This window comes from Paraburkholderia tropica (assembly GCF_900109265.1).
Lineage (GTDB): Bacteria > Pseudomonadota > Gammaproteobacteria > Burkholderiales > Burkholderiaceae > Paraburkholderia > Paraburkholderia tropica.
On record NZ_FNZM01000034.1, the window covers coordinates 28829 to 50764 of the forward strand.

Here is a 21936-nt window from a genome sequence, read left to right on the forward strand (position 1 = left end):
TTGCATGGCCTGGTTGGTGCAACGCACGTCCAGTTTTATTGCCATTGCGCGCGCCCTGCCTTTGCAGGCGCGCTCGTTAGGTCCTGGTGAAATGCACGGGTATCATCATTACGATCACATATCAGTTGATATGCGAATGTAATAATATCCATTTGATATTTAAATATCAACTGATATCCTTGCGGCCATGAACGCGGCCCCCTCCTCACCGCGGCGAAGCCGCGAAGAAAGTCGATTGCAGACTCGTGCGCATTTGCTTGCAGCGGCGAAACGGTTGTTTGTCGAAAAAGGCTTCGGCGCCACCTCGCTCAGGGATATTGCGGCCGAGGCGGGCTACACGCAGGGCGCTTTCTATTCGAATTTCGCCAGCAAGGAAGCGCTGTTCGTGGAATTGATGCGGGAGCGCTCGAAGGCGCAAGTCACTCACATTGCGCAGGCGCTGGGCGACCCGTCGGCTTCAGCGGAGCAAATATTGAATGCGCTGGAGATCTGGGCGCAGACGCTCGACGCCGAGCCGGAGTGGTCGGTGCTGGGCGTGGAATTCAAGCTTCAGGGCCGTCGCAATCCCCTCTTTGCCACGGCTTCCGAGGCACTGCTGAACGCGCACCGCGATGGTCTGGCCTATTGCATCACGCAGATCTTCGCCCGACTGGAGAAGGTGCCACCGGAATCGCCGGCCGTCCTGGCCGCGGCCTTCATGGGGCTCTCACAAGGGCTCGCATTGCAGCGGCCCCTGCTTTCCGAGGCGCCGATCGGGCACATGATCATGGTGTTCTTGCGCAGCTTGCTGGCCGCCGCGCCGCCGGCGAAGTGATACGCGGATAACCCTCGGCGCCCGACACACATCACGCCGTCGCGCCATCATCAAAGACACCGACCGCCGCTTCAACGCGCGCGCCAACGCCCAGCGCGAATCCCTGAAAGCGACCGCTCCCCGGCCCCACCGGCCATGACATCAAGTTATGCCGGCTCCAACAATTTCGGCGTTGTAGCGCCGAAATTGACTCACTATAGTCGAATCAACCCGATGCCCGAATCCCCCAGTCAGGCGCGCCCTCAAGCCGACGCGCCCGACCGGGCAAGCTTTCCCCTTCAACCCTGTCGAGGAAGAGTCGTGATCAAACTGCAGAGCTGGCGCCCGGTCGCCATAACAATGACGTCGATCGCCGCGCTCGTGGCCACGGCGAGCCACTCCGCCCAGGCCGCCGGAAAAATCACCTTCGTCTCGCAAGGCGGGGCGTATCAGGAAGCGCAGACGAAAGCCATCCTCGATCCGGCGGCAAAGCAACTCGGCATCACGATCGCGCAGGACAGCATCCCCGACGCGTGGCCGCAGGTGAAAGCGCAAGGCGCGACCGGCAAGCCGATCTGGGACGTCATCGACACGCCCACGTCGAACTGTCTGCGCGGCGGCCGCGAAGGGCTGATCGAAAAGCTCGACTTCTCGAAGATGCCGAACGCCGCCTCGATTCCGGAAAAATATCGCACGCCCTATTCCGTCGCGTACGAGTTCTATTCGACGGTCATCGGCTACAACAAGAAGACGCTCAAGAAAGTCCCGCAGAATTGGGCCGATTTCTGGAACGTGAAGGGTTTCCCCGGCACGCGCGCGCTGCGTAACGATCCGCAGACCGTGCTCGAAGCGGCCCTGCTCGCCGACGGCGTCCCGCGCGACAAGCTCTATCCGCTCGACGTCGATCGCGCCTTCAAGAAGCTCGAGCAGATCAAGCCGGATATCGCCGTCTGGTGGACCTCGGGCGGTCAGTCCGCGCAGTTGCTGCACGACGGCGAAGTCGACATGGAGATGATCTGGAATGGCCGCGCGAGCGCCGTGCGCAAGGACAATCCGGACATCGCGTTCACCTATAACGACGGCATCCTGCAGAACACGCAGCTGTGCATCCTGAAAAACGCGCCGAATCTTCAGACCGCCGTGCGTTTCGTCGATGTCGCGGTGTCGCCGGATCTGCAGGCGAATCTGCCGACCTATATCGATTACGGCCCAGGCAATCCGGCCGCGTACAAGACCGGCAAGATTTCCGCCGCGCGCGCGGCCGAGTTGCCGAGCGCACCGGAAAACGCGGCCAAGCAGGCCCTGATGTCCGAAGAGTGGTGGGCGTCCGACGCCGGCATCCAGGCGAAGGCGCGCTGGCTGAAGTTCATGCAGCAATAAGCCATCGCCGCCAGGCTGGTGCAGCGCGAGGCCTGACGCCACGGCAGGCCTCGCGCGTTTCGTCCGTCCTTCTGAATCGGCCCTCCCTATTGTGTTCGACTACCTGATTCTCGGCGGCGGCTCGGCCGGCTGCGTGCTCGCCGCGCGGCTGTCCGAGGACGCCCGCCGCACGGTCTGCCTCGTCGAGGCGGGCCGCAATCTGAGCCAGGCGACGCTGCCGCCTGACATCCGCAGCCGCTATCCGGGCCGCGCCTATCTCGACACGCGCAATCTCTGGCAAGCGCTGCAGGCGCGCATGAGCGCCCCGGCCGCGCCGCGCCGCTATGAACAGGCGCGGCTGCTCGGCGGCGGCTCCGCGATCAACGCGCTGATGGCCAACCGCGGCGCGCCCGCCGATTACGACGAGTGGGAAACGCTCGGCGCCGCCGGCTGGAACTGGGCGACCTGCCTGCCGTTCTTCCGCAAGCTCGAACACGATGTCGATTTCGACGGGCCGCTGCACGGCAAGCACGGCCCGCTGCGCGTCACGCGCGCGCCGCGCGCGCGGCTTTCGCCGTTCGTGCGCGGGGTGATCGACGCGCTGGGCCGCCGCGGCTATCCGCTGCGCGCCGACCAGAACGGCGCGTGGGAAGACGGCACCTTCGTCGGCACGCTCGGCGTGAGCGCGTCGGGCGAGCGGATTCCGACCTCGGTCTGCTATCTCGACGACAGCGTCCGCGCGCGCCGCAACCTGACGATCGTCACCGACACCCAGGTCGAACGCGTGCTGTTCGACGGCGCGCGCGCAACCGGCGCGCAACTCATACACCACGACGGCACGCGCGACTCGATCAGCGCCGCGCGCGTGATCGTCAGCGCGGGGGCGATCCACAGCCCGGCGTTGCTGATGCGCAGCGGCATCGGTCCGGCCGACGAACTGGCCGCGCACGGCATCGCCGTCGTCGCCGCGCGTGACGGCGTTGGCCGCAATCTGATGGAGCATCCGTCGATCGCCGTTTCCGCGTTCCTGCCGCCCGCGGCGCGCACGCCCTTCCCCGACGAGCATCACGAGCAGGCCATCGTCCGCTATTCGTCGGGACTGCCCGGCACGCCGCGCGGCGACATGCACGGCGCGATCCTGTCGCGCTCCGGCTGGCACTCGGTCGGCTACCGGCTCGGCACGATGTTCTTCTGGGTCAACAAGTCGTATTCGCGCGGGCGCGTGACGCTCGCCTCGCCGCACGCGCAACAGGAACCGACCGTCGAATTTTCGATGCTGTCGGACGCACGCGACCTCGAACGCCTGAAAGGCGCGGTGCGCTTCGGCGCGCAGACGCTCGCCGATCCGGCGCTCGCGGCCACGCTCGGGCCGCGCTTTCCGTCGAGCTATTCCCCGCGTGTTGCCGCGGTCGCGCGCCCCGGAAACTGGAACGCGTTGCAGCGCGGGCTGCTCAGCGGGTTGCTCGATGTCGCCGGACCGTTAAGGCCTGCGTTGATCGAACGCGTGATCACGCAGGGCATGACGCTCGACACGCTGCTCGCCGACGATGCGGCGCTGACCGAATTCGTCACGCAGTCGGTGGGCGGCACCTGGCATCCGTCCGGGACGTGCAGGATGGGCGCGCCCAGCGATCCGCTCGCCGTCACCGGTCCGGACGGCGCGGTTCACGGCGTCGACGGCCTGACGGTCTGCGACGCGTCCGTGATGCCGTCGATTCCCTGCGCCAACACGAACGTGCCGACGATCATGATCGCCGAACGGATCGCCGATACGCTGAAGTAAGCTGAAATAAAAACGCGCCGGCTTTTGGGCCAGGCGCGTTTTGCTCTCTTCCTTCGATCAACTTCGTAGGACAAGTTCAAGCGGCCAACTTCACTCGCCGTATCCCACCACGCCCTTGACCTCCAGAAACGATTCGATGCCCCATTCGCCGTACTCGCGGCCATTGCCCGACTGCTTGTAGCCGCCGAACGGCGCACCGGCGTCCCAATCCGGATAGTTCAGATACACGCTGCCCGCGCGCAGCCGATACGCCACGCGACGCCCGCGCTCCACGTCCGCCGACTGCACGTACGCGGCCAGCCCATACGGGCTGTCGTTCGCAATCGCGATCGCGTCTTCGTCGTCGCGATAAGGGATGATCGTCAGCACCGGGCCGAAGATCTCTTCGCGGGCGATCCGCATGTCGGGCGTCACATCGGCGAACACGGTCGGCTTGACGTAGTAGCCGCGCTCAAGCCCGTCCGGCCGCCCCACGCCGCCCGCGACGAGCGTCGCCCCTTCGGCGATGCCCGCGTCGATCAGCGCCTGCACCCGCCCGAACTGAACCTCGCTGACGACCGGCCCCAGCGTCGTGTCCGGCGCATCCGCCGGACCGACCTTGTGCGCGAGCGCCGCACGCCGCGCAATTTCGACCGCCTGCGCGTGACGCGCGGCGGGCACCAGCATGCGCGTCGGCGCATTGCACGACTGGCCGCTGTTGCCGAAACAGGCGTTCACGCCCTTCGTCACCGCGACGTCGAAATCGACATCGTCGAGCAGCAGGTTCGCCGACTTGCCGCCCAGTTCCTGATGCACGCGCTTGACCGTGGGCGCCGCGAGTTGCGCGATCTGGATACCCGCGCGCGTCGAGCCCGTGAACGAGACCATGTCGATATCCGGATGCGCCGCCAGCGGCGCGCCGACCGACGGCCCGTCGCCCTGCACGAGATTGAACACGCCGGGCGGCACGCCGGCCGCATCGAGCACTTCGGCGAACAGCACCGCGTTCAGCGGCGAGACCTCGCTTGGCTTCAGCACCATCGTGCAACCGGCGACCAGCGCGGGCGCGACCTTGCAGACGATCTGGTTGATCGGCCAGTTCCAGGGCGTAATCAGCGCGACGACGCCGACCGGTTCGTAACGCACGCGCGTGGTGCCTTTGTCGCGCTCCCAGACGAAGCTCGCGCAGGTCTTCAGCAGTTCTTCCAGATGACGGCGGCCGATCCCGGCCTGCCATTCGTACGCGAGCGCGCGTGGCGCGCCGATCTCGCGCGAGATTGCCGCGGCGATCTCGTCGTAGCGCGCAAGGTACATCTCAAGAACGCGGCGCACGAGCGCGACGCGCTCGTCCGGCGTCGTCTGCGAGAACGATTCGAAGGCGCGCTTCGCCGCGGCCACCGCGCGATCGACGTCGCGCGTATCGCCCGTCGCGATCTCGGCGAACGGCAGTTCGGTGCACGGATCGATAACCGGCAGGCGCGCGTTGGCGGCAGGCGCAACCCACGCGCCGTCGATATAGAACTTCAGGGCATTGTCTGTCATGTCGGTTTCCGGTCGCGGAAAGTGGTTCAAACCCGGTCGGCTTCAGGCCCGCGCCGGCTGCAGCTGGCGCTGACCGCTGCGACGGCTGACGACCACGAGCAGCACGAGCGCAAGCGTCAGCGCGGTCAGCATCGTGCTGATCGCGGCGATGGTCGGATCGATTTCGTCGCGCAGCGTGACGAACATCCGGCGCGTGAGCGTCTGGTTGTCGCCGCCCGACACGAACAGCGCGACGACCGTTTCGTCGAGCGCCTGAATGAACACGAACACCGCGCCGGAGATCACGCTCGAACGGATCTGCGGCAGCGTCACAGTCAGAAAGCTGCGAAGCCGGTTCATGCCGAGGCTGCGCGCCGCCATTTCCTGCGCGTGATCGAACGAGCGCAGATCGGCGCCGACCGAAATCAGCACGTAGGGCAGCCCGAGCATCGAATCGGCGATGATCAGACCGCCGAGCGTGTTCACGTAGCCGAACTTCGAATAGACGAAGAACACGCCCACCGCGACGATGATGATCGGCACGATCATCGGCAGCATCAGCACGGTCTTCAGCGGGCGGATCAGCGGATGCTCGCCGTGCTCGATCGCGTAGGCGGCCGCCACACCGACCGGCGTCGCGATGCACGCGGCGGACAGCGAAGCGATCAGCGTCACGCGGGCGGCCGACAGCCATTCAGGATTGCCGAAGAACGACGCATACCAGCGCAGCGACAACGCGGGCGGCGGGAACGTCATGAAGCGCGTGTCGGAGAACGAGATCGGCACGACGATCAGCACCGGAATCATCAGGAACGCGAGGATCAACACCACCAGCACGATCAGCGCGCCGCGCACGAACGGGTTCGGTCTCATTTCGCCCCCAGGGTCTTGTCGAGCGGAATCACGCGGCTCGCGAGGTAGAAGATCGCGAACACGCACAGCAGCAACACGACGCACACGGAACTCGCCGCGCCCCAGCTGTTATAGATTTCGACGTTGCGGCTCACCACCATCGACACCATGATCGATTTGCCGCCGCCCATCAGCTCGGGCGTGATGTAGAAGCCGAGGCACAGCACGAAAACAAGCGTCACGCCCGCGACCACGCCGCCGAGCGAGAGCGGCAGGAACACGCGCAGGAACGCGTGCAGCGGCGTCGCGCCGAGACTCGCGGCCGCCTGCGAGAGATTGGTCGGGATCTTCTGCATCGCCGAATACAGCGGCAGCACCATGAACGGCAGCAGGATATGAACCATCGCGACGATCGTCCCGAACTCGTTGTAGGCGAGCTGAACGGGGCGATCGACGAGGCCGAAGGCCAGCAGCAGCTTGTTCACGACGCCGGTGCGCTGCAACAGCACGAGCCACGCGTAAGTCCGCACCAGCACGCTGGTCCAGAACGGCAGGATCACCATGCCGAGAATCAGCGCGGCGAAGCGCGGCCGCACCGACGCGGCGAGATAAGCGACCGGATAGCCGAGCAGCAGCGTCGCGGCCGTCACGATCAGGCTCAGCTTGAACGTGAGCAGGAAAGTGTCGAGATAGGTGCCGCTGAACACGCGATAGTAGTTCGCGAGCGTGAAGCCGCCGTCCTGGCGGACCGACTGCCACGACAGCCACGCGAGCGGCACGACGAGCAGAATCACGACGACGGCCAGCGCCGGCGTCATCAGCAGAAGCATCGTGCGGTTTTCTCGGCGCTGATGGTGCCGCGCCGCGTCGGTCTCGTCGTGTTGCATCGGTGCGGATCCGGAGTCTGAAACAAACGCTCTGGCAGTCGTCATCATGCCCCCATGGCATCGAGGAACTGGTACCACGCGGCCACGAGTCTGACACCTGGCGCACGCAGTGCGTGGAACGGCACGGGACGCAGCCCGTCCTGCGCGAGCAGCGCAAGATCGGGCGTCTCGCCGAGTGCGAGCGCGGCCGCGTGCTGGCCGATCAGGCTCGCCATCGCCACGCCCGCGCCGTTATAACCGACGCAGAACACCGTCGCGTCGTCCGCGCGGCCGACATGCGGCAGCGCATTGAAGGTCATCCCGACATAACCGGACCAGCGGAACTCCACGCGAATATCGGCGAGATCCGGAAACAGTCCGACCATCGCGCGCCGCAGCGCCTCGAAGCCGGTGTCCTGGCCTTCCTTGCCGAACGCGTCGCGGCCGCCGAACAGCATGCGACCGTCCGCGCGCCGGAACCACTTCATCATGCGGCGCGTTTCGGTATAGCTGCGCCGCTGCGTCATCAGCTTCGCGTCGAGCGCGGCGGGCAGACGTTCGGTCGCGATCATCGCGCTGCGAAACGGCACCAGCTCGCGACGCATGGCGTCGGTCGCGGGCGTGAGGTCCGAATAGGCGTTGGTCGCGACGATCACCTGCCGCGCGCGCACCGTCGCGCCCGCCGTGCGCAGCGTGACGCCCGCGACGCCGGGCGCGCGGTCGATCGCGAGCACGGGCGTCGAGGTGTGGATCGGCACGCCGCGCGCCGCGAGCGAGCGCGCGATGCCCAGCACGTATTCGAGCGGCAGGATCGTGCCCGCATCGGCGCTGAGCACGCCACCGACAAAACCGGTCGAGCCGGTTTCGGCGCGCACTGCCTCACGCGACAGCACGGTCATCGAGCGGTCGCCGAGCGATGCGCGCACCCACACGGCTTCCGCGACGATCGACGCGAGCGCGCGCTCGGTATGGGCGCAGCGCAGGCTGCCGGTGCGTTCGAACTGCGCGCGCCCGATGCCGCATTCCTCGACCAGCGCCTCGACGGTGCGCACGCCGTCGTGCGCGAGACGATGCATGCGCTTCGCAACGTCGAGCCCGTGTGCACTGGCGATCGCCGAAAACGACGGGCGAAACTTGGACGACACGACGCCGCCGTTGCGCCCGCTCGCGCCCCACCCGACCGGATTCGCGTCGAGCACCGCGCACGACACGCCGCGCTGATGGAGCGCATGGGCGGCGCACAGGCCGGAATAACCGGCGCCGATCACGGCGACATCGACCTGCAGATCGCGCGTGAGCGGCCCCGCGCCGACCGGCGCGTCGAACGAACCGGCCTCGCCGGCCAGATGACGCCAGAGCGAATCCGGCTGCGGCGAGGTCGAAACGGGCGGCGCGAGCATTGTCAGGCCGCGCAGAGTTCGGCTTCGACGGCGTCGGCGAGCGCCGCGAGCGTCGGGAAGCAGAACGTCGGCGTCGTCACTTTTTCCGGCTCCGGCGTGCCGCCGAAACCGGCCTGGCCGCGTCGGCGCTCGATCCAGCAGGTCGAATAACCCAGTTCGGTCGCAATGCCGATGTCGTGATACTGGCTCTGCGCCGTGTGCAGGATTTCGCCGAACTTGTAGCCGAACGCCGCCTGGCGGCCACGGTTATAGGCAAAAAATTGCGGATCGGGTTTGGCCACGCCGGTTTCGTCGCAGCAGACGGTGTCGTCGAACGGATCGCCGAGCGTGTGCGCATACGCGGAGAGCGCGACGCGGTCGGCGTTCGTCATCGCGACGAGGCGGAAGTGTTTGCGCAGCCGCTTCAGCGCCTCGACCGAATCCTCGAACGCCGGCCAGTCGAGCACGTCGCGCTGGAACGCGGCGGCCGTCGTCGCATCGCCCGGCAGATCCAGTTCGGCGGCCAGCGACAGCCACACGTTGGCCATTTCGTGGCTCGACCGGCCGTAGAACTTCGCCCGGCCGCGCAGATACGGCGCGAAAATCTGGTCATCGGTCAGATCCTTCGCGGCCGGACCGCCTAGGCGGCGAACCGAAGTCAGCACGCCTTGTTCGAAGTTGATCAGCGTGCCGACGACGTCGAACGTCAGCACCTTGAAATCGGTGAGCTTCATGAATGGATCCTTGATTGCGTTGCGGTTGGCTGGAAAGACGGCATGCGCGGCGATCGCGCCGCACGGTCACGCCGGTACGACGATCGTGTCGCGTGGACTGAGGGCGACGGAAACGGGAGAGCCGGGCGCAGGAATCCGATGCCGCGCATCGTGATTGCCCGGCTGGCGCAGGCTGAGCGACGTGCCGTCCGCGAGCTTCGCGAACACGCGCAGACTCTCGCCCTGATACAGCACTTCGGTCACGCGCGCCGAGAGGCGGTTGGCGTCGGGCGCGGCGTCGCCGCTGTCGATCACGAGCTTCTCGGTCTGCACCGCGAGCAGCAGTTTGTCGGCGTCCGGCAGCGGTTCGGCGGAGCGCAGCACCGCATCGCCGAGGCGCACCGCGTCGTCGCCCGCGCGCGTGACGGGCAGCAAGGTCGCCTCGCCGATAAAGCTCGCCACGAACGCATTGCAGGGCCGGTCGTACAGGCGCTCGGGCGTGTCGATCTGCACCAGCTTGCCATTCTTCAGGACAGCGACACGATCGCTCATCGTCAGCGCCTCGCGCTGGTCGTGCGTCACATAGACGATCGTCGCGCCAAGCCGGCGATGCAGCGCGCGCAGCTCGATCTGCATCGTCTCGCGCAATTGCTTGTCGAGCGCGGACAGCGGTTCGTCCATCAGGATCAGTTGCGGTTCGAACACCATCGCGCGCGCCAGCGCGACGCGCTGGCGCTGGCCGCCCGAGAGTTCGCTGATGCGCCGGCCCTCGTAGCCGCGCAATTCGACCATCGCCAGCGCGTCGGCGACCTTGCGGGCCCAGCCCGCTTTCGGCTCGCGGCGCGCGCGCAGCGGAAAGGCGACGTTCTCGCCCACCGTCATGTGCGGAAACAACGCGTAGTTCTGGAACACGATGCCGATGTCGCGCTTGTGCGGCGGCGCGAATGTAATGTCGCGCTCGCCGACCCAGACGCTGCCGCTGGACGGCTGCACGAAACCGCCGAGAATCCCGAGCAAGGTGGTCTTGCCCGAGCCGGACGGCCCGAGCAGCGAGACGAATTCCCCCTGAGCGACGTCGAGCGACACATCGTCGAGCGCGACGACATGGCCATAACGTTTGACCGCCGATCGAATCGATACGCCTGCCTTTACTCGTGCGTCCATCGTCGTGCTCCCGCCTTTCAGTCAGTGTTCAACCAAGAATAGGCGGCGATTTTTTTGGCGGCAATTCCCGAATTGTTGGATCAGGCATAACATCAGGTCATGCCAAACCTTCGCCGAAAACTGCCGAGCGCCAACGCGCTGTTCGTCTTCGAGGCGGCGGCGCGTTGCGGGAACTTCACGCGCGCCGCCCAGGAGCTCTATGTCAGCCAGCCCGCCGTGAGCCGCATGCTGGCGCGCATGGAGGATCACATCGGCGTGCGGCTGTTCGAGCGCGTCCATGGCGGCATCGAGCTGACCGAGAACGGCCGCATTCTGTACCGCAAGATTTCCGAGGGACTGAACGGCATCGAGGAAGCGATTCTCGATATCGAGGCCCGCGCGACGGGCGTCGAGCCGGTCACGCTGTCGGTGTCGACCGCCTTCACCACGCACTGGCTGATGCCGCGCATGAGCCGCCTGAACGAGGCGTTTCCTTCCGTGGATCTGCGCTTTCAGCTGATCTCGGGCCGGATCGGCGGCCCGCTCGGCGACGTCGATCTTGGCATGCGTTTTCTGCACGAAGCGGAAATGGGGGAAAACAGCATCAGGGTTATGCCTGAGGTGCTGCTGCCCGTCTGCAATCCGCACTATCAGGAACTCGCGCGCGGCGTCGACTGGCTGGCGCACGGCGACACCGTGATCGTCATGGACGACGAGGAACGCGGCTGGCACGCGCGCTTCGCAGCGTTCGCGAACGAGACGCGGCGCGCGGCAAGCGTATTGAGCTTCAACGATTACGCCATCGTCGTGCAGGCCGCGCTGCTCGGTCAGGGCCTCGCGCTCGGCTGGGTCAACGTCGTGATGCACTGGCTCGCGCAACGCGCGCTGGTGCCCGCCGTGGACGAACTGCAGGTGACGAACCGGCTGTGCTGCCTGTCGTGGGCGCCGGGACGACCGCTTCGGCCCATCGTCGCGGAAGTGCGCGACTGGCTGCTGGCCGAGATGCGCGCCGACCTCGCCGCGGTCGACAGCGCGTATCCGTCGCTCGGGCTCGCCGCGGCGCTTTCTTGTACGACGTGATGCCCCGCTTGCCCCCGCATTTTCTACGGAGCCGCCCTCCGTCATCGCGATTTGATACTGCCTGACGCGGGCAAATGAGTTTTTTCGGTGGCACGAGCAATCGTAAGCTCTCCACTATGAAATTCATGTCCGACCTTGCTCAGGCAGCGAGCGCCGCCAACGCTGCAGCCATGAACGCATCTTGCGTCCGCACCGGCGGCACGCGCGCGCTGAACGGCTTGCGCACGCGTGCGGGCGTCGAACTCGCGATTGCGCAGATTCACGCCAGCCCCGCCAGCGATCTGAGCGTCGCGGCGCTGGCCGCACGCGCCTGTCTCAGCATGTGGCGCTTCACCGTCATCTTCAAAGGACTGACCGGCGAATCGCCGCATCGCTATGTGACGCGCGTTCGGGTTGGGCATGCGCAGCACCTGCTGCGCCAGGGCGTCACGCCCGTCGACGCCGCGCAGGCGTCGGGCTTCTACGACCAGAGTCATCTGTCGCGCAGCATGAAAGCGAGCTGCGGGATGAGCCCCAAACAGTTTCAGCAACATCACACCGGCGACACGTCGGCTCTCTTCTCTTCCCTTTCATCCGCGAGCTATACATGAGTCTGAAACGCTTCAAAGTCTTGACGTTCGACGTCGTCGGTACCCTCATCGATTTCGAGCGCGGCATGCTGAACTACCTGCATCAGGTGGCCGGCGACGCCAAAGTCTCGGACGAAGATTTCCTCGCCGCCTATCGCCAGGCGCGCAAGCGCGCGGGCACGATCTGGTATCCCGACGATCTCGAACTGTGCTGGAAGCTGATCGCGCCGCGCCTCGGCCTGCCCGAGAGCGACGAGGTCGCAAAAGGCTTTCGCGATTCGGTCTCGGAGTGGCCCGCATTTCCGGACTCCGTTGAAGCACTCAAGCGCCTCGCCCAGCACTTCAAGCTGGTGACGATGACGAACGCGCAAACGTGGGCGCTCGCGCATTTCTCGAAGACGCTCGGCGAGCCGTTCTCGATGCTGCTCGCCTGCGACGACGCGCTGTGCGAAAAGCCGGACGCGCGCTATTTCGCGTACGCGCGCGGTCGCTACGAACAGGCCTGGGGCTTCCGCCAGGAAGACAATCTGCACGTGGCGCAGAGCCAGTATCACGACATCGGCATCGCCCGCGAGCTGGGCATCACGAGCTGCTGGATCGAGCGCCGTCATGGCATGCCCAGCTCGGGCGGCACGATCGAGTCCGCTCACACGGTCCCCGACTACCACTTCCACACACTCGCGCAACTCGCCGATGCCGTGGAAGCCGGCCAATAAACGGGACGCACGATCACATCATGCCGATCACCATTCTTTCGCAAAGCGCGCAATGCCAGGACCTCACGCCCGCGGGCGCGGTGGGCGCGCCGCTCACCGAACCGGCCTGCACGACGCAGACGCTGGAAGTGCCGCTCGAAGGCTCGGGCGACAATCGCTCGGGACTGTGGGAGGTGTCAGTGGGACGCTTCTCGCGTCATCTGGCCAATGCCGAAGTCATGCACATTCTCGCGGGCGAATGCACGTTCACGCCGACCGGCGGCGAAGCGCGCGCGATCAAGGCAGGCGACACGCTGTTTTTTCCGGCGAACACCACCGGCGTCTGGGATATCAAGACCCCGCTGCGCAAGGTCTATGTCGTCATGGCCGATAACTAATATTAATTAATATTGATTCGGACTTCGTAGCATTTGAATGACGATGCGCTCTCATCGCGAGAGCGCATCGTATGTCACGGCATACTCAGACTTTACCGCCAAAGACTTTCTCGATCGGATAATGCGTCTTGATGAAAGGCGATTTGATCACGATATAGCTGAAGTATTTCTCGATGCCGACGTTGCGCTCCAGCAGCCCTTCCATGACTTCCTGATAGTGATTGACGCCGCGCGCCACGACCTTGAGCAGATAATCGTAGCCGCCGCTCACCAGATGACATTCGATCACTTCGTCGAGTTCCTTGACGGCTTTCTCGAAGCGGATGAAATCCTCGCGATGATGGTCGGACAAGGTGACTTCCGTGAACACGGTCAGGATGTCACCGATCTTCTCCATGCAGATCTGCGCGCTGTATCCGCTGATAAAACCCGCCTGCTCCAGGCGCTTGACCCGGTTGAGGCACGGACTCGCCGACAACCCGACCGCTTCGGCCAGATCCACGTTGGTCATGCGCCCGTTATTCTGAAGCTGGCTCAGGATCCGCAAATCCAGTCGGTCCAGCTGCATATTTGTACTCATACCGCGGTTCCCTAATGTTCCGATACGGGTCGTCTAACCCAGAGCCTGAGCAGCAACGGCAAAGGTGTGCAGGTCGGCGGCGCCATGCGCGGCGTCGCCGAATGTCATTTTGGGGACACGATTCACGCAGGTCAACCCAAGGCTTTCGAACCACGCGCCGATCGGCACCGCGTAGTGTTCGACCGCGTCGAGGCGCACGAATTTGCCGGCGGCCTTGCCGCAGAGATGCGCGATCAGCGCTTGCGCCAGTTGCGGCTCCGACGCGACGACCGGACCGATGAGCAGGCCGCGCCCGAAGCGGCGCAGGAAGGCGAAACCCCGAATGCCTTCATCCGACGATTCGCTGTCGAGCACGATGGCCTGGACATGCTGATCGAGCCACGCGGCGATCAGCCGTTCGCGCCGCATGCCGTTGGCGCGGGCGTCCAGTTCGCAGAGCGCGGCTTCATCCGCGTGGTTCGCCGGACGCAGACGCGTGCCCGCAGGAAGGGCGATTAACGGCGCCGAACGCGGACGGCCCTGATACTGGAGCACCGCGCCGCTTTCGCGAAAGCCGAGGCGCTCGACCGCGTGGCGCCAGTGTCCGAACGCATGCACCGTCACGCCGCGCGTGCCCGCGCGTTCGAGGAGATCGCGCAGCAAGACGGCTTCGGCCTCGCCCGCGCGATGCGCCGCGTCCGAAACCAGCAGACTGATCGAAGCCGCGTGCTCGTCCCACACGAAGATCTGCCCGAGCGACGCGATCTGCCCGTCGCACATCACCACCCGGCCGATCCCGAGCGCACTCAACGACTGCCAGTCGCTCAGCCGATGCGGCCAGCCTGCTTCTTCCGAGAATTGCTGCGCGACGGGCAAATCCGCCTCGCACAGATCGCGCAGCGAAAAGCGCGCGGCGTCTACCCGCTCATGTTGGTTCGAATCGTTCATGAAGGTCGAATGGTTGTATCTGCCCCATGATCACTCGCCGGAATTTCCACGCGATAGGAAAAACGCCACCTGTTTTTTTGCGTGAAAACGCCGTCCATTAGCACAAACCTCAATAGCAAACTCGCGCATTTTTTTGACTCGCTGCTGAATCGGCGAGCACGTGCGACGTCATTTTCGCCGCACGGCAAACAATGCTGTCGAGCCCCCCATAAACCGCAGTTCCGCCTGTGCGAACCGGTCAATACGACGCGAAGCCTCTGTTTTGGCGTGATTCAATTTCAGCACTGTTCATCACCCGCGCGGTCACTGACCGCCCGACCCTGTCGCCACGCCGAAAACGCAAGCCGATCCGCGTGAACGATGCGTCGATTGAACCTGCATGACCCTGGAGATCGCATTAGTCGATGAAACTCGATTCGTATTGGAAGGAAGGTGTCGAACTGACGGAGCATACCGCGGCGCTGCCGTCGAGCGCGGACGTGGTCGTGATCGGCGCAGGATTCTGCGGACTCTCCGCCGCGCTAACGCTGGCCCGCGCCGGCGCGCGCGTGGTGGTGCTCGAAGCCAACGACACCGTGGTCGCTGAAGCGTCCGGCCGCAACGGCGGTCATGTGAACAACGGGCTCGCCGTCGATTACGCGGCGCTGGCCGCGAAGATCGGTGCGGACAAAGCGCGCGCGTTCTATCAGCTTTACGACGCCGCCGTCGATACCGTCGACAGCATCGTGCGCGAAGAAGCGATCGACTGCGATTTCATGCGTCACGGCAAGCTGAAACTGGCGTCGCGTCCGGGGCATTACGACACGCTCGCGCGCAGCTACGAACGGCTGATCGCCGATGGCGTGGACACCGATATCGAACTGCTCGACCGCGGTACCGTGCGCGCCGAGGTGAACAGCGACAGCTATCACGGCGGTCTGCTCTATAAAAAAAGCGCCCAGATGCACATGGGCCGCTTCGGCAAGGGACTCGCCGATGCCGCGATCCGCGCGGGCGCGCAGATTCATACGCGCACGGCGGCGCTGCGTCTGGAGCGCATCGCGCAGACGGCGCACGGCTATCGCGTGCAGACCGCACGCGGCACCGTGAAAGCCGACAAGGTCTTGCTCGCGACGGGCGCAACGCGCCACGGCAATTACGGCAGCTTCGGCTGGATCCGCCGCCGCGTGGTGCCGATCGGCAGCTTCATCGTGGCGAGCGCGCCGCTCGGCGAAGCACGCGCCAGCGCGCTGCTGCGCGAGCGCCGTACCTACGTCACGACCTCGAATCTGCATCACTACTTCCGCGTGTCGCCCGATCACCGGCTGATCTTCGGCGGCCGCGCGCGTTTCGCGGTGTCCAATCCGCAGTCCGATGCCACCAGCGGGGAGATCCTGCGCGAAGGGCTGCTCGCCACCTTTCCGCAACTCGCGGACGTGCCGCTCACGCACTGCTGGGGTGGCATCGTCGATATGACGCAGGACCGGCTGCCCCACGCGGGCGAGCGCGACGGCCTGTTTTACGCACTGGGCTTCAGCGGCCACGGCACGCAGATGTCCACGCATACGGGCCGCTGCATCGCCCGCACGATGCTCGGCGAGCGCGCGGCCAATCCGTGGGCCGGGCGCGACTGGCCGGCGGTGCCGGGCCACTTCGGGCCGCCGTGGTTCCTGCCGTTGATCGGCCTCTACTACAAGATGAAAGACGCCATTGCCTGACGACCCGCGCAAGCGAATTCCGTTTTCAACCATGACTTTGCCTCCAGGAACGTGTAGCCATGTCTGAACGTAAAAAACTCGAAACTCTCGTTGGCGCACCGGAATCGGATCGTCTGATCGGCGCGCTCCAGCACGGCGCAACCCGCCGCGACGTGCTGCGCCTGCTCGCAGCGGGCGGCATGCAGCTCGCGATGGCCGGCACGCTCGCCGGCGTGGCGGGCGCCGCGTACGCGCAAACGCCGCGCAAGGGCGGCAAGATTCGCGTCGCGGGCGACAACGGTTCGGCGAACGACACGCTGGACCCCGCCAAACAGTCGAACAAAACCGACTATTGCCGCGGCACGATGCTGTACAACAACCTCGTCGAACTCGACGGCACGCTCGCGCCGCGCCCCGCTCTGGCCGAGTCGTTCAAGACGACCAACGCGCGCGTGTGGGTCTTCACGTTGCGCAAGGGCGTGACCTTCCACGACGGCAAGGCGCTCTCGCCCGCCGACGTGGTCTACTCGATCATGCGCCACAAGGACCCGGCCGTCGCGTCGAAGGCCAAGACGCTCGCCGACCAGATCGACAGCGTGAAAGCAACCGGCCCGAACGAAGTCACGGTGACGCTCTCCGCGCCGAACGCCGATCTGCCGGTGATTCTCGGCACGTTCTACTTCCATATCGTCAAGGACGGCACGACTGACTTTACGAAAGGCATCGGCACCGGCCCGTTCAAGTTGCAGACCTTCCAGCCAGGCGTGCGCTCGATCGTCGTCCGGAATCCGAACTACTGGAAACCCGGCCTGCCGTATCTCGACGAAATCGAATTCGTCGGCATCGGCGACGAGAGCGCGCGTGTCAACGCGCTGCTCTCGGGCGACATGGATCTGGTCGCGTCGATCAATCCGCGTTCGGTGGCGCGCGTCAAAGGCTCGTCGAATGCGAGCGTCTTCGTCACGCAGTCGGGCCAGTACACCGATCTGATCATGCATCGCGACACCGGCCCCGGCACCAATCCGAACTTCGTGCAGGCCATGAAGCTGCTGCTCGACCGCAACCTGATGAAGCAGTCGATCGCGCTCGGCTATGCGGTGACCGGCAACGATCAGCCGATCGATCCGACCAACCGTTTCTACACGCCGGGCCTGCCGCAAACGCAGATGGATCTGGACAAGGCGAAGTTCTACCTCGCCAAGGCCAATCTCGGCAGCACGCCGATTCCCGTGGTCGCGTCGCCCGCCGCGATGTATTCGGTCGACATGGCGCTGATCCTGCAACAGACCGCGCGCAAGGTCGGCCTGAATCTCGACGTCAAGCGCATGCCCGCCGACGGCTTCTGGTCGAACTACTGGCTGAGCGCGCCGGTCGGTTTCGGTACGGTCAATCCGCGCCCGAACGCCGACACGCTCTTCACGCAGTTCTTCAAGTCGGATGCGCCGTGGAACGAGTCGCGCTGGAAAGATCCGAAGTTCGACCAGTTGCTGCTCTCGGCGCGCGCCGAGATGGACGTCGCGAAGCGCAAGCAGATTTACGCCGACATGCAGACGATGATCCGCAGCGACGCCGGTATCGGCATTCCGCTGTTCCTCGCCACCATCGACGGCCACAGCAACAAGCTGCAGGGCCTGTCGCCGATTCCGCTCGGCGGCATGATGGGTTACGCGTTCGGCGAGCACGTATGGCTGTCCGCCTGATCCGCAATCGAAGCACACTTCGCCGCCTATCGCAGGGATGGGCGGCGAGCGGTCCATTTGAGGGGTGTCCGATATGAACACTGTGATTGTTCGCCTGCTGGCGCGCCGCGTGAGCGCTGCCGTTCTGTCGCTACTCGCGATCTCCGCCATCGTGTTCGCGATCACCGCGGTGTTGCCCGGCGACGCCGCGCAATCGCAGCTCGGCCAGGACGCCACGCCCGAAGCCGTCGCGGCGCTGCGCGCGCAAATGGGCCTCGATGTGCCCGCGCCCGTGCGCTACTGGCACTGGCTGACCGGCATGCTCACGGGCCATGCTGGTGAATCGATGCTCACGCATCTGAGCGTGGCGAGCCTCGTCGGCGATCGCCTGTCGCATTCGCTGCTCCTCGCCGGCATCACGACGCTGGTGTCCGTGCCGATCGCGCTCGCGCTCGGCATTCTGTGCGCCGTGCTGCGCGGCCGCGCGTTCGATCGCACGGTCAGCGTCGGCGTGCTTGCAGTCGTCTCGGTGCCGGAGTTTCTGGTTGCGTCGCTCGCCGTGCTGCTTTTCGCGGTCAAGCTGCAATGGCTGCCGGCGCTCGCCTATCTCGACGATGGCGCGCCGTTCGGCCGCGTGCTGCGCGCGCTGGCGATGCCGGTGATGTGCCTGTGCTGCGTGATCGTCGCGCAGATGGTGCGCATGACGCGCGCCGCGCTGATCGATCAGTTGAAGGCGCCCTACATCGAGATGGTGCGGCTCAAAGGCGCCACGTCGTTCCGCATGGTGATGTTCCACGCGCTGCCCAATGCGATCGGACCGATCGCCAATGCCGTTGCGTTGAGCCTCTCGTACCTGCTCGGCGGCGTGATCATCATCGAGACCGTCTTCAACTATCCGGGCATTGCCAAGCTGATGGTCGACAGCGTCAGTCAGCGCGATATGCCGGTCGTGCAGGCCTGCGCGATGATTTTCTGCTTCGCTTACCTCGTCCTCGTCACGCTCGCCGACGTCTGCGGAATTCTGGGCAATCCGCGTCTGCGCCACCGCTAACGCGACCTCACCCTTTCGTTTGTGGAGCTCACCAAGATGACCCAATCGACCTCTGAAGGCAAACTCGCGCCGCCTCCGGCCGACGCCGCCGCCGACCTGAGCGCGCACCCGCGTTTCATTCACCTGCGCCGCACGCTGAGCGGACTCGGCGTGCCGGGCTGGATCGGCCTCGCGATCGTGCTCGTATGGATCGCCGCCGCGATCGCGGGTCCGCTGGCCGGCGACGGCGCCAGCGCATCGACCGACAACGTGCAGATCTTCGCGGGCGCGAGCGCGCACCATCTGCTCGGCACCGACTATCTGGGCCGCGACATGCTCGATCGCGTGATGATGGGCGCGCGCTATACCGTGGGACTCGCGCTGATCGCGACGCTGCTGGCCAGCGGCGTGGGCACCGCGCTGGCGTTGCTGGCGATCGTCGGCGGCCCGAAGCTCGACGCCGTCATGAGCCGCACGCTCGATACGCTCACGGCGATTCCGAGCAAGATGTTCGCGCTCATCATGGTGGCGGCGTTCGGCTCCTCGACCGTCATGCTGACCGCGACCGCCGCGATCATCTACCTGCCCGGCGCGTACCGCATCGCGCGCTCGCTCGCCGTCAACATTCACGCGATGGACTATGTGGCGGTCGCCCGCACGCGCGGCGAAGGCACGGCCTACATCATGCTGCAAGAGATCCTGCCCAACATCCTGAGCCCGATGCTCGCGGATCTGGGGTTGCGTTTCGTCTACGTCGTGCTGCTGCTCGCCAGCCTGAGCTTTCTCGGCCTCGGCATCCAGCCGCCCGACGCCGACTGGGGCTCGCTCGTGCGCGAAAACCTCGACGGACTCGCCGAGGGCGCACTCGCCGTGATCGCGCCGGCGCTCGCCATCGCGAGCCTGACGATCGCCGTGAATCTCGTGATCGACAACCTGCCGGGCGGTGCGCGCAAGGCGAGCCGCGATGCACGTCGCCAGGCGAAGCTCAACGAACAATTCAACGCTTCGCGTCGTGCGCAGATCGCCGCCACGACCGATGGGGAGGCACGCTAAATGGGCGCGGCAATTCATGTCAGGGACCTGACGATCATGGCAGGCGAATCCGTGCTGGTGGATCGCCTCGCATTCGATATCGCGCCGGGCCAGGTGCTCGCCCTGATCGGCGAATCCGGCTCCGGCAAGACCACCACGGCGCTCGCCTTGATGGGCTACGCGCGCGACGGTTGCGCGATCGCGCCGGACAGTGTGGTCAATGTCGGCGAGCGCAACGTTACCGCGCTCGATGTCGCCGCCCAGCGCGCACTGCGTGGCCGCGTGGTCACGTATATCGCGCAGAGCGCGTCGGCATCGTTCAATCCGTCGCGCACGATTATGGATCAGGTGGTCGAGCCGGCGCGCATCCACAAGACGATGCCGCGCGCCGAAGCCGAAAAACGCGCCGTCGAACTGTTCCGCGAACTCGCCTTGCCGAATCCCGAAACCATCGGCGCGCGTTATCCGCATCAGGTGTCGGGCGGTCAGTTGCAACGGCTGATGGCCGCGATGGCGCTGATCACCGACCCCGATCTCGTGATTCTCGACGAACCCACGACGGCGCTCGACGTGACGACCCAGGTCGAAGTGCTGCGCGCGTTCCGCCGCGTGGTGCAGCAGCGCAAGACCAGCGCCGTGTATGTGAGCCACGATCTGGCGGTGGTCGCGCAGGTGGCCGATCATATTCTCGTGCTGCGCCACGGCAAGATGCGCGAATACGGCGAGTCGGATCAGATTCTGCATGCGCCCGCCGACGACTACACGCGCAGCCTGCTCGCCGCCGCGCGCCCGAAGGAGCGTCACGCCGATGCACCCGACGATGCGGTCCACGCGCGCGCCGACGCCCCGTTGCTGCGCACGGACCCCGAAGGCACGCGCCGCGCCCCGCAACCGCTGTTGCAGATCGACGCGCTTTGCGCGGGCTACGGTCCGCTCGACGCGCAGGGCCGCCCGCAGAATCGCATTCTCGACAAGGTCGATCTCAAGCTCTATCGCGGGCAGGCGATCGGCGTGATCGGCGAGTCGGGCTCCGGCAAGACGACGCTCGCACGCGCGGTGGCCGGTCTGATCGCGCCGTTCGAAGGCCGCATTGCGTTCGACGGCAAGACCATGTCGCCGCAGCTCGATCAGCGCAGCCGCGACGAGCTGCGCCGTATCCAGATCGTGTTCCAGATCGCCGATACCGCGCTGAATCCCGCGCATACCATCGAGCGCATTCTGGCGCGGCCGCTGCAGTTCTATCATGGCCTTCAGGGCAAGGCGCTGCGCACGCGCATCGCGCAACTGCTCGACATGGTGCGCCTGCCCCGCACGCTGATGGAGCGCCCACCGGCTGCGCTCTCGGGCGGACAGAAGCAGCGCGTCAACCTTGCCCGCGCGCTGGCCGCCGAACCCGATCTGCTGCTGTGCGACGAAGTCACTTCGGCACTCGATACGGTCGTCGGCGCAGCCGTGCTCGATCTGATGGCCGATCTGCGCAAAGACCTCGGCGTGTCGTATCTCTTCATCAGCCACGATCTGCATACGGTGCGTGCGATCTGCGATGAAATCGTCGTCATGCAGCATGGCCGCAAGGTGACGCAGGTCGCGCGCGAAGATTACGATCGCGGTCCGCATCATCCGTACTACGAATTACTTTCTCAATCGGTGCCCGAGCTGCGGCGCGGCTGGATCGACGAAGTCCAGTTGCCGAAGACCGAAACCGTCGCGTAACGCTACAAGACGCGACCTCATACCCTCACTCTTCACGAGATCAAGGAAAGCAACATGTCTCTGAGCATCAGCAACGATTCCCTGCTCCCGGGCCGCAATTACATCGACGGCGCCTGGGTGGAAGCCGTCGACGGCAGCACGTTCCCGGTCAGCGATCCGGCCACCGACG

At 65.6% G+C, this 21936-nt stretch carries 20 protein-coding genes; 12 read left to right on the forward strand and 8 right to left on the reverse strand.

Annotated features, from left to right (window positions below; translation table 11 throughout):
- The first annotated feature begins 187 nt into the window (after window positions 1–187).
- The 3 genes from BMY06_RS36065 (at window position 188) to BMY06_RS36075 (ending at window position 3935) form a co-directional block, all read left to right on the forward strand.
- Window positions 188–814 (forward strand): TetR/AcrR family transcriptional regulator, encoded by a 627-nt coding sequence (locus BMY06_RS36065; protein ID WP_065065055.1) that lies wholly within the window; start codon window positions 188–190, stop codon window positions 812–814.
- Between the two features lie 339 nt (window positions 815–1153).
- Window positions 1154–2173, forward strand: coding sequence for an ABC transporter substrate-binding protein (locus BMY06_RS36070; protein ID WP_065065056.1), 1020 nt, complete (start codon window positions 1154–1156; stop codon window positions 2171–2173).
- 91 nt (window positions 2174–2264) lie between these two features.
- Window positions 2265–3935: a GMC family oxidoreductase gene (locus BMY06_RS36075; protein WP_074987623.1), complete on the forward strand. Its 1671-nt coding sequence runs from the start codon at window positions 2265–2267 to the stop codon at window positions 3933–3935.
- 90 nt (window positions 3936–4025) lie between these two features.
- Here the strand turns inward: BMY06_RS36075 and BMY06_RS36080 are convergent, their stop codons facing one another.
- The 6 genes from BMY06_RS36080 to BMY06_RS36105 all read right to left on the reverse strand — a co-directional run bounded on the left by BMY06_RS36080 (window position 4026) and on the right by BMY06_RS36105 (window position 10409).
- The gene (locus BMY06_RS36080) at window positions 4026–5456 is read right to left on the reverse strand and encodes an aldehyde dehydrogenase family protein (protein ID WP_074987624.1); all 1431 of its coding nucleotides are present in this window, start codon (window positions 5454–5456) and stop codon (window positions 4026–4028) included.
- 42 nt (window positions 5457–5498) lie between these two features.
- On the reverse strand, window positions 5499–6308 hold the full coding sequence (locus tag BMY06_RS36085) for an ABC transporter permease (protein ID WP_074987625.1): 810 nt from the start codon (window positions 6306–6308) through the stop codon (window positions 5499–5501).
- Entirely contained in the window at window positions 6305–7174 is an 870-nt protein-coding gene (locus tag BMY06_RS36090) for an ABC transporter permease (RefSeq protein ID WP_237181568.1), read from the reverse strand. Before BMY06_RS36090 ends, BMY06_RS36085 begins: the two co-directional genes overlap by 4 nt.
- A 44-nt stretch (window positions 7175–7218) precedes the next feature.
- Window positions 7219–8553 carry an NAD(P)/FAD-dependent oxidoreductase gene (locus BMY06_RS36095; protein ID WP_074987627.1) on the reverse strand — a complete coding sequence of 445 codons (1335 nt, stop codon included), beginning with the start codon at window positions 8551–8553 and terminating at the stop codon, window positions 7219–7221.
- Window positions 8554–8555: 2 nt separating this feature from the next.
- Complete coding sequence (locus BMY06_RS36100) at window positions 8556–9266, reverse strand: HAD-IA family hydrolase (protein WP_065065062.1); 711 nt, start codon at window positions 9264–9266, stop codon at window positions 8556–8558.
- A gap of 66 nt (window positions 9267–9332) precedes the next feature.
- The gene (locus BMY06_RS36105; protein WP_074987628.1) at window positions 9333–10409 is read right to left on the reverse strand and encodes an ABC transporter ATP-binding protein; all 1077 of its coding nucleotides are present in this window, start codon (window positions 10407–10409) and stop codon (window positions 9333–9335) included.
- Between the two features lie 99 nt (window positions 10410–10508).
- On the opposite strand from BMY06_RS36105, the gene BMY06_RS36110 reads away from it, so the two are divergent.
- The 4 genes from BMY06_RS36110 (at window position 10509) to BMY06_RS36125 (ending at window position 13130) form a co-directional block, all read left to right on the forward strand.
- Window positions 10509–11468, forward strand: coding sequence for a LysR family transcriptional regulator (locus BMY06_RS36110; RefSeq protein ID WP_074987629.1), 960 nt, complete (start codon window positions 10509–10511; stop codon window positions 11466–11468).
- 170 nt (window positions 11469–11638) lie between these two features.
- Window positions 11639–12058, forward strand: coding sequence for a helix-turn-helix domain-containing protein (locus BMY06_RS36115; RefSeq protein WP_074987630.1), 420 nt, complete (start codon window positions 11639–11641; stop codon window positions 12056–12058).
- A complete protein-coding gene (locus tag BMY06_RS36120) occupies window positions 12055–12753 on the forward strand; it encodes an HAD family hydrolase (protein ID WP_074987631.1) in 699 nt (232 codons plus the stop codon). Before BMY06_RS36115 ends, BMY06_RS36120 begins: the two co-directional genes overlap by 4 nt.
- A gap of 20 nt (window positions 12754–12773) precedes the next feature.
- Window positions 12774–13130, forward strand: a complete 357-nt coding sequence (locus BMY06_RS36125; RefSeq protein WP_074987632.1) for a cupin domain-containing protein — start codon at window positions 12774–12776, stop codon at window positions 13128–13130.
- A gap of 85 nt (window positions 13131–13215) precedes the next feature.
- On the opposite strand, the gene BMY06_RS36130 is transcribed toward BMY06_RS36125, so the two are convergent.
- Together BMY06_RS36130 and BMY06_RS36135 are read right to left on the reverse strand one after the other, a co-directional pair.
- The gene (locus BMY06_RS36130; protein ID WP_065065067.1) at window positions 13216–13710 is read right to left on the reverse strand and encodes an Lrp/AsnC family transcriptional regulator; all 495 of its coding nucleotides are present in this window, start codon (window positions 13708–13710) and stop codon (window positions 13216–13218) included.
- A gap of 33 nt (window positions 13711–13743) precedes the next feature.
- Window positions 13744–14637: a GNAT family N-acetyltransferase gene (locus BMY06_RS36135; RefSeq protein ID WP_074987633.1), complete on the reverse strand. Its 894-nt coding sequence runs from the start codon at window positions 14635–14637 to the stop codon at window positions 13744–13746.
- Between the two features lie 404 nt (window positions 14638–15041).
- On the opposite strand from BMY06_RS36135, the gene BMY06_RS36140 reads away from it, so the two are divergent.
- From BMY06_RS36140 to BMY06_RS36160, 5 genes are all read left to right on the forward strand, one after another.
- Window positions 15042–16334: an NAD(P)/FAD-dependent oxidoreductase gene (locus tag BMY06_RS36140; RefSeq protein WP_074987634.1), complete on the forward strand. Its 1293-nt coding sequence runs from the start codon at window positions 15042–15044 to the stop codon at window positions 16332–16334.
- Between the two features lie 59 nt (window positions 16335–16393).
- Window positions 16394–18013, forward strand: coding sequence for an ABC transporter substrate-binding protein (locus tag BMY06_RS36145; RefSeq protein ID WP_074987635.1), 1620 nt, complete (start codon window positions 16394–16396; stop codon window positions 18011–18013).
- A 73-nt stretch (window positions 18014–18086) separates the two neighbouring features.
- Window positions 18087–19043 (forward strand): ABC transporter permease, encoded by a 957-nt coding sequence (locus BMY06_RS36150; protein ID WP_074987636.1) that lies wholly within the window; start codon window positions 18087–18089, stop codon window positions 19041–19043.
- Window positions 19044–19079: 36 nt separating this feature from the next.
- Window positions 19080–20075, forward strand: coding sequence for an ABC transporter permease (locus tag BMY06_RS36155; protein ID WP_080180153.1), 996 nt, complete (start codon window positions 19080–19082; stop codon window positions 20073–20075).
- Complete coding sequence (locus tag BMY06_RS36160; protein ID WP_074987637.1) at window positions 20076–21767, forward strand: ABC transporter ATP-binding protein; 1692 nt, start codon at window positions 20076–20078, stop codon at window positions 21765–21767.
- Window positions 21768–21936: the final 169 nt, after the last annotated feature.

Bases quoted from the DNA above. Each gene is read 5' to 3' on its own strand.
- BMY06_RS36150 (WP_074987636.1), top strand. From the start codon at position 18,087: ATGAACACTGTGATTGTTCGCCTGCTGGCGCGCCGCGTGAGCGCTGCC.
- BMY06_RS36105 (WP_074987628.1), bottom strand. From the start codon at position 10,409: ATGGACGCACGAGTAAAGGCAGGCGTATCGATTCGATCGGCGGTCAAA.
- BMY06_RS36110 (WP_074987629.1), top strand. From the start codon at position 10,509: ATGCCAAACCTTCGCCGAAAACTGCCGAGCGCCAACGCGCTGTTCGTC.
- BMY06_RS36090 (WP_237181568.1), bottom strand. From the start codon at position 7,174: ATGCAACACGACGAGACCGACGCGGCGCGGCACCATCAGCGCCGAGAA.
- BMY06_RS36085 (WP_074987625.1), bottom strand. From the start codon at position 6,308: ATGAGACCGAACCCGTTCGTGCGCGGCGCGCTGATCGTGCTGGTGGTG.
- BMY06_RS36140 (WP_074987634.1), top strand. From the start codon at position 15,042: ATGAAACTCGATTCGTATTGGAAGGAAGGTGTCGAACTGACGGAGCAT.
- BMY06_RS36120 (WP_074987631.1), top strand. From the start codon at position 12,055: ATGAGTCTGAAACGCTTCAAAGTCTTGACGTTCGACGTCGTCGGTACC.
- BMY06_RS36100 (WP_065065062.1), bottom strand. From the start codon at position 9,266: ATGAAGCTCACCGATTTCAAGGTGCTGACGTTCGACGTCGTCGGCACG.
- BMY06_RS36080 (WP_074987624.1), bottom strand. From the start codon at position 5,456: ATGACAGACAATGCCCTGAAGTTCTATATCGACGGCGCGTGGGTTGCG.
- BMY06_RS36160 (WP_074987637.1), top strand. From the start codon at position 20,076: ATGGGCGCGGCAATTCATGTCAGGGACCTGACGATCATGGCAGGCGAA.
- BMY06_RS36155 (WP_080180153.1), top strand. From the start codon at position 19,080: ATGACCCAATCGACCTCTGAAGGCAAACTCGCGCCGCCTCCGGCCGAC.
- BMY06_RS36095 (WP_074987627.1), bottom strand. From the start codon at position 8,553: ATGCTCGCGCCGCCCGTTTCGACCTCGCCGCAGCCGGATTCGCTCTGG.
- BMY06_RS36130 (WP_065065067.1), bottom strand. From the start codon at position 13,710: ATGAGTACAAATATGCAGCTGGACCGACTGGATTTGCGGATCCTGAGC.
- BMY06_RS36145 (WP_074987635.1), top strand. From the start codon at position 16,394: ATGTCTGAACGTAAAAAACTCGAAACTCTCGTTGGCGCACCGGAATCG.
- BMY06_RS36065 (WP_065065055.1), top strand. From the start codon at position 188: ATGAACGCGGCCCCCTCCTCACCGCGGCGAAGCCGCGAAGAAAGTCGA.
- BMY06_RS36125 (WP_074987632.1), top strand. From the start codon at position 12,774: ATGCCGATCACCATTCTTTCGCAAAGCGCGCAATGCCAGGACCTCACG.
- BMY06_RS36070 (WP_065065056.1), top strand. From the start codon at position 1,154: ATGACGTCGATCGCCGCGCTCGTGGCCACGGCGAGCCACTCCGCCCAG.
- BMY06_RS36135 (WP_074987633.1), bottom strand. From the start codon at position 14,637: ATGAACGATTCGAACCAACATGAGCGGGTAGACGCCGCGCGCTTTTCG.
- BMY06_RS36115 (WP_074987630.1), top strand. From the start codon at position 11,639: ATGAACGCATCTTGCGTCCGCACCGGCGGCACGCGCGCGCTGAACGGC.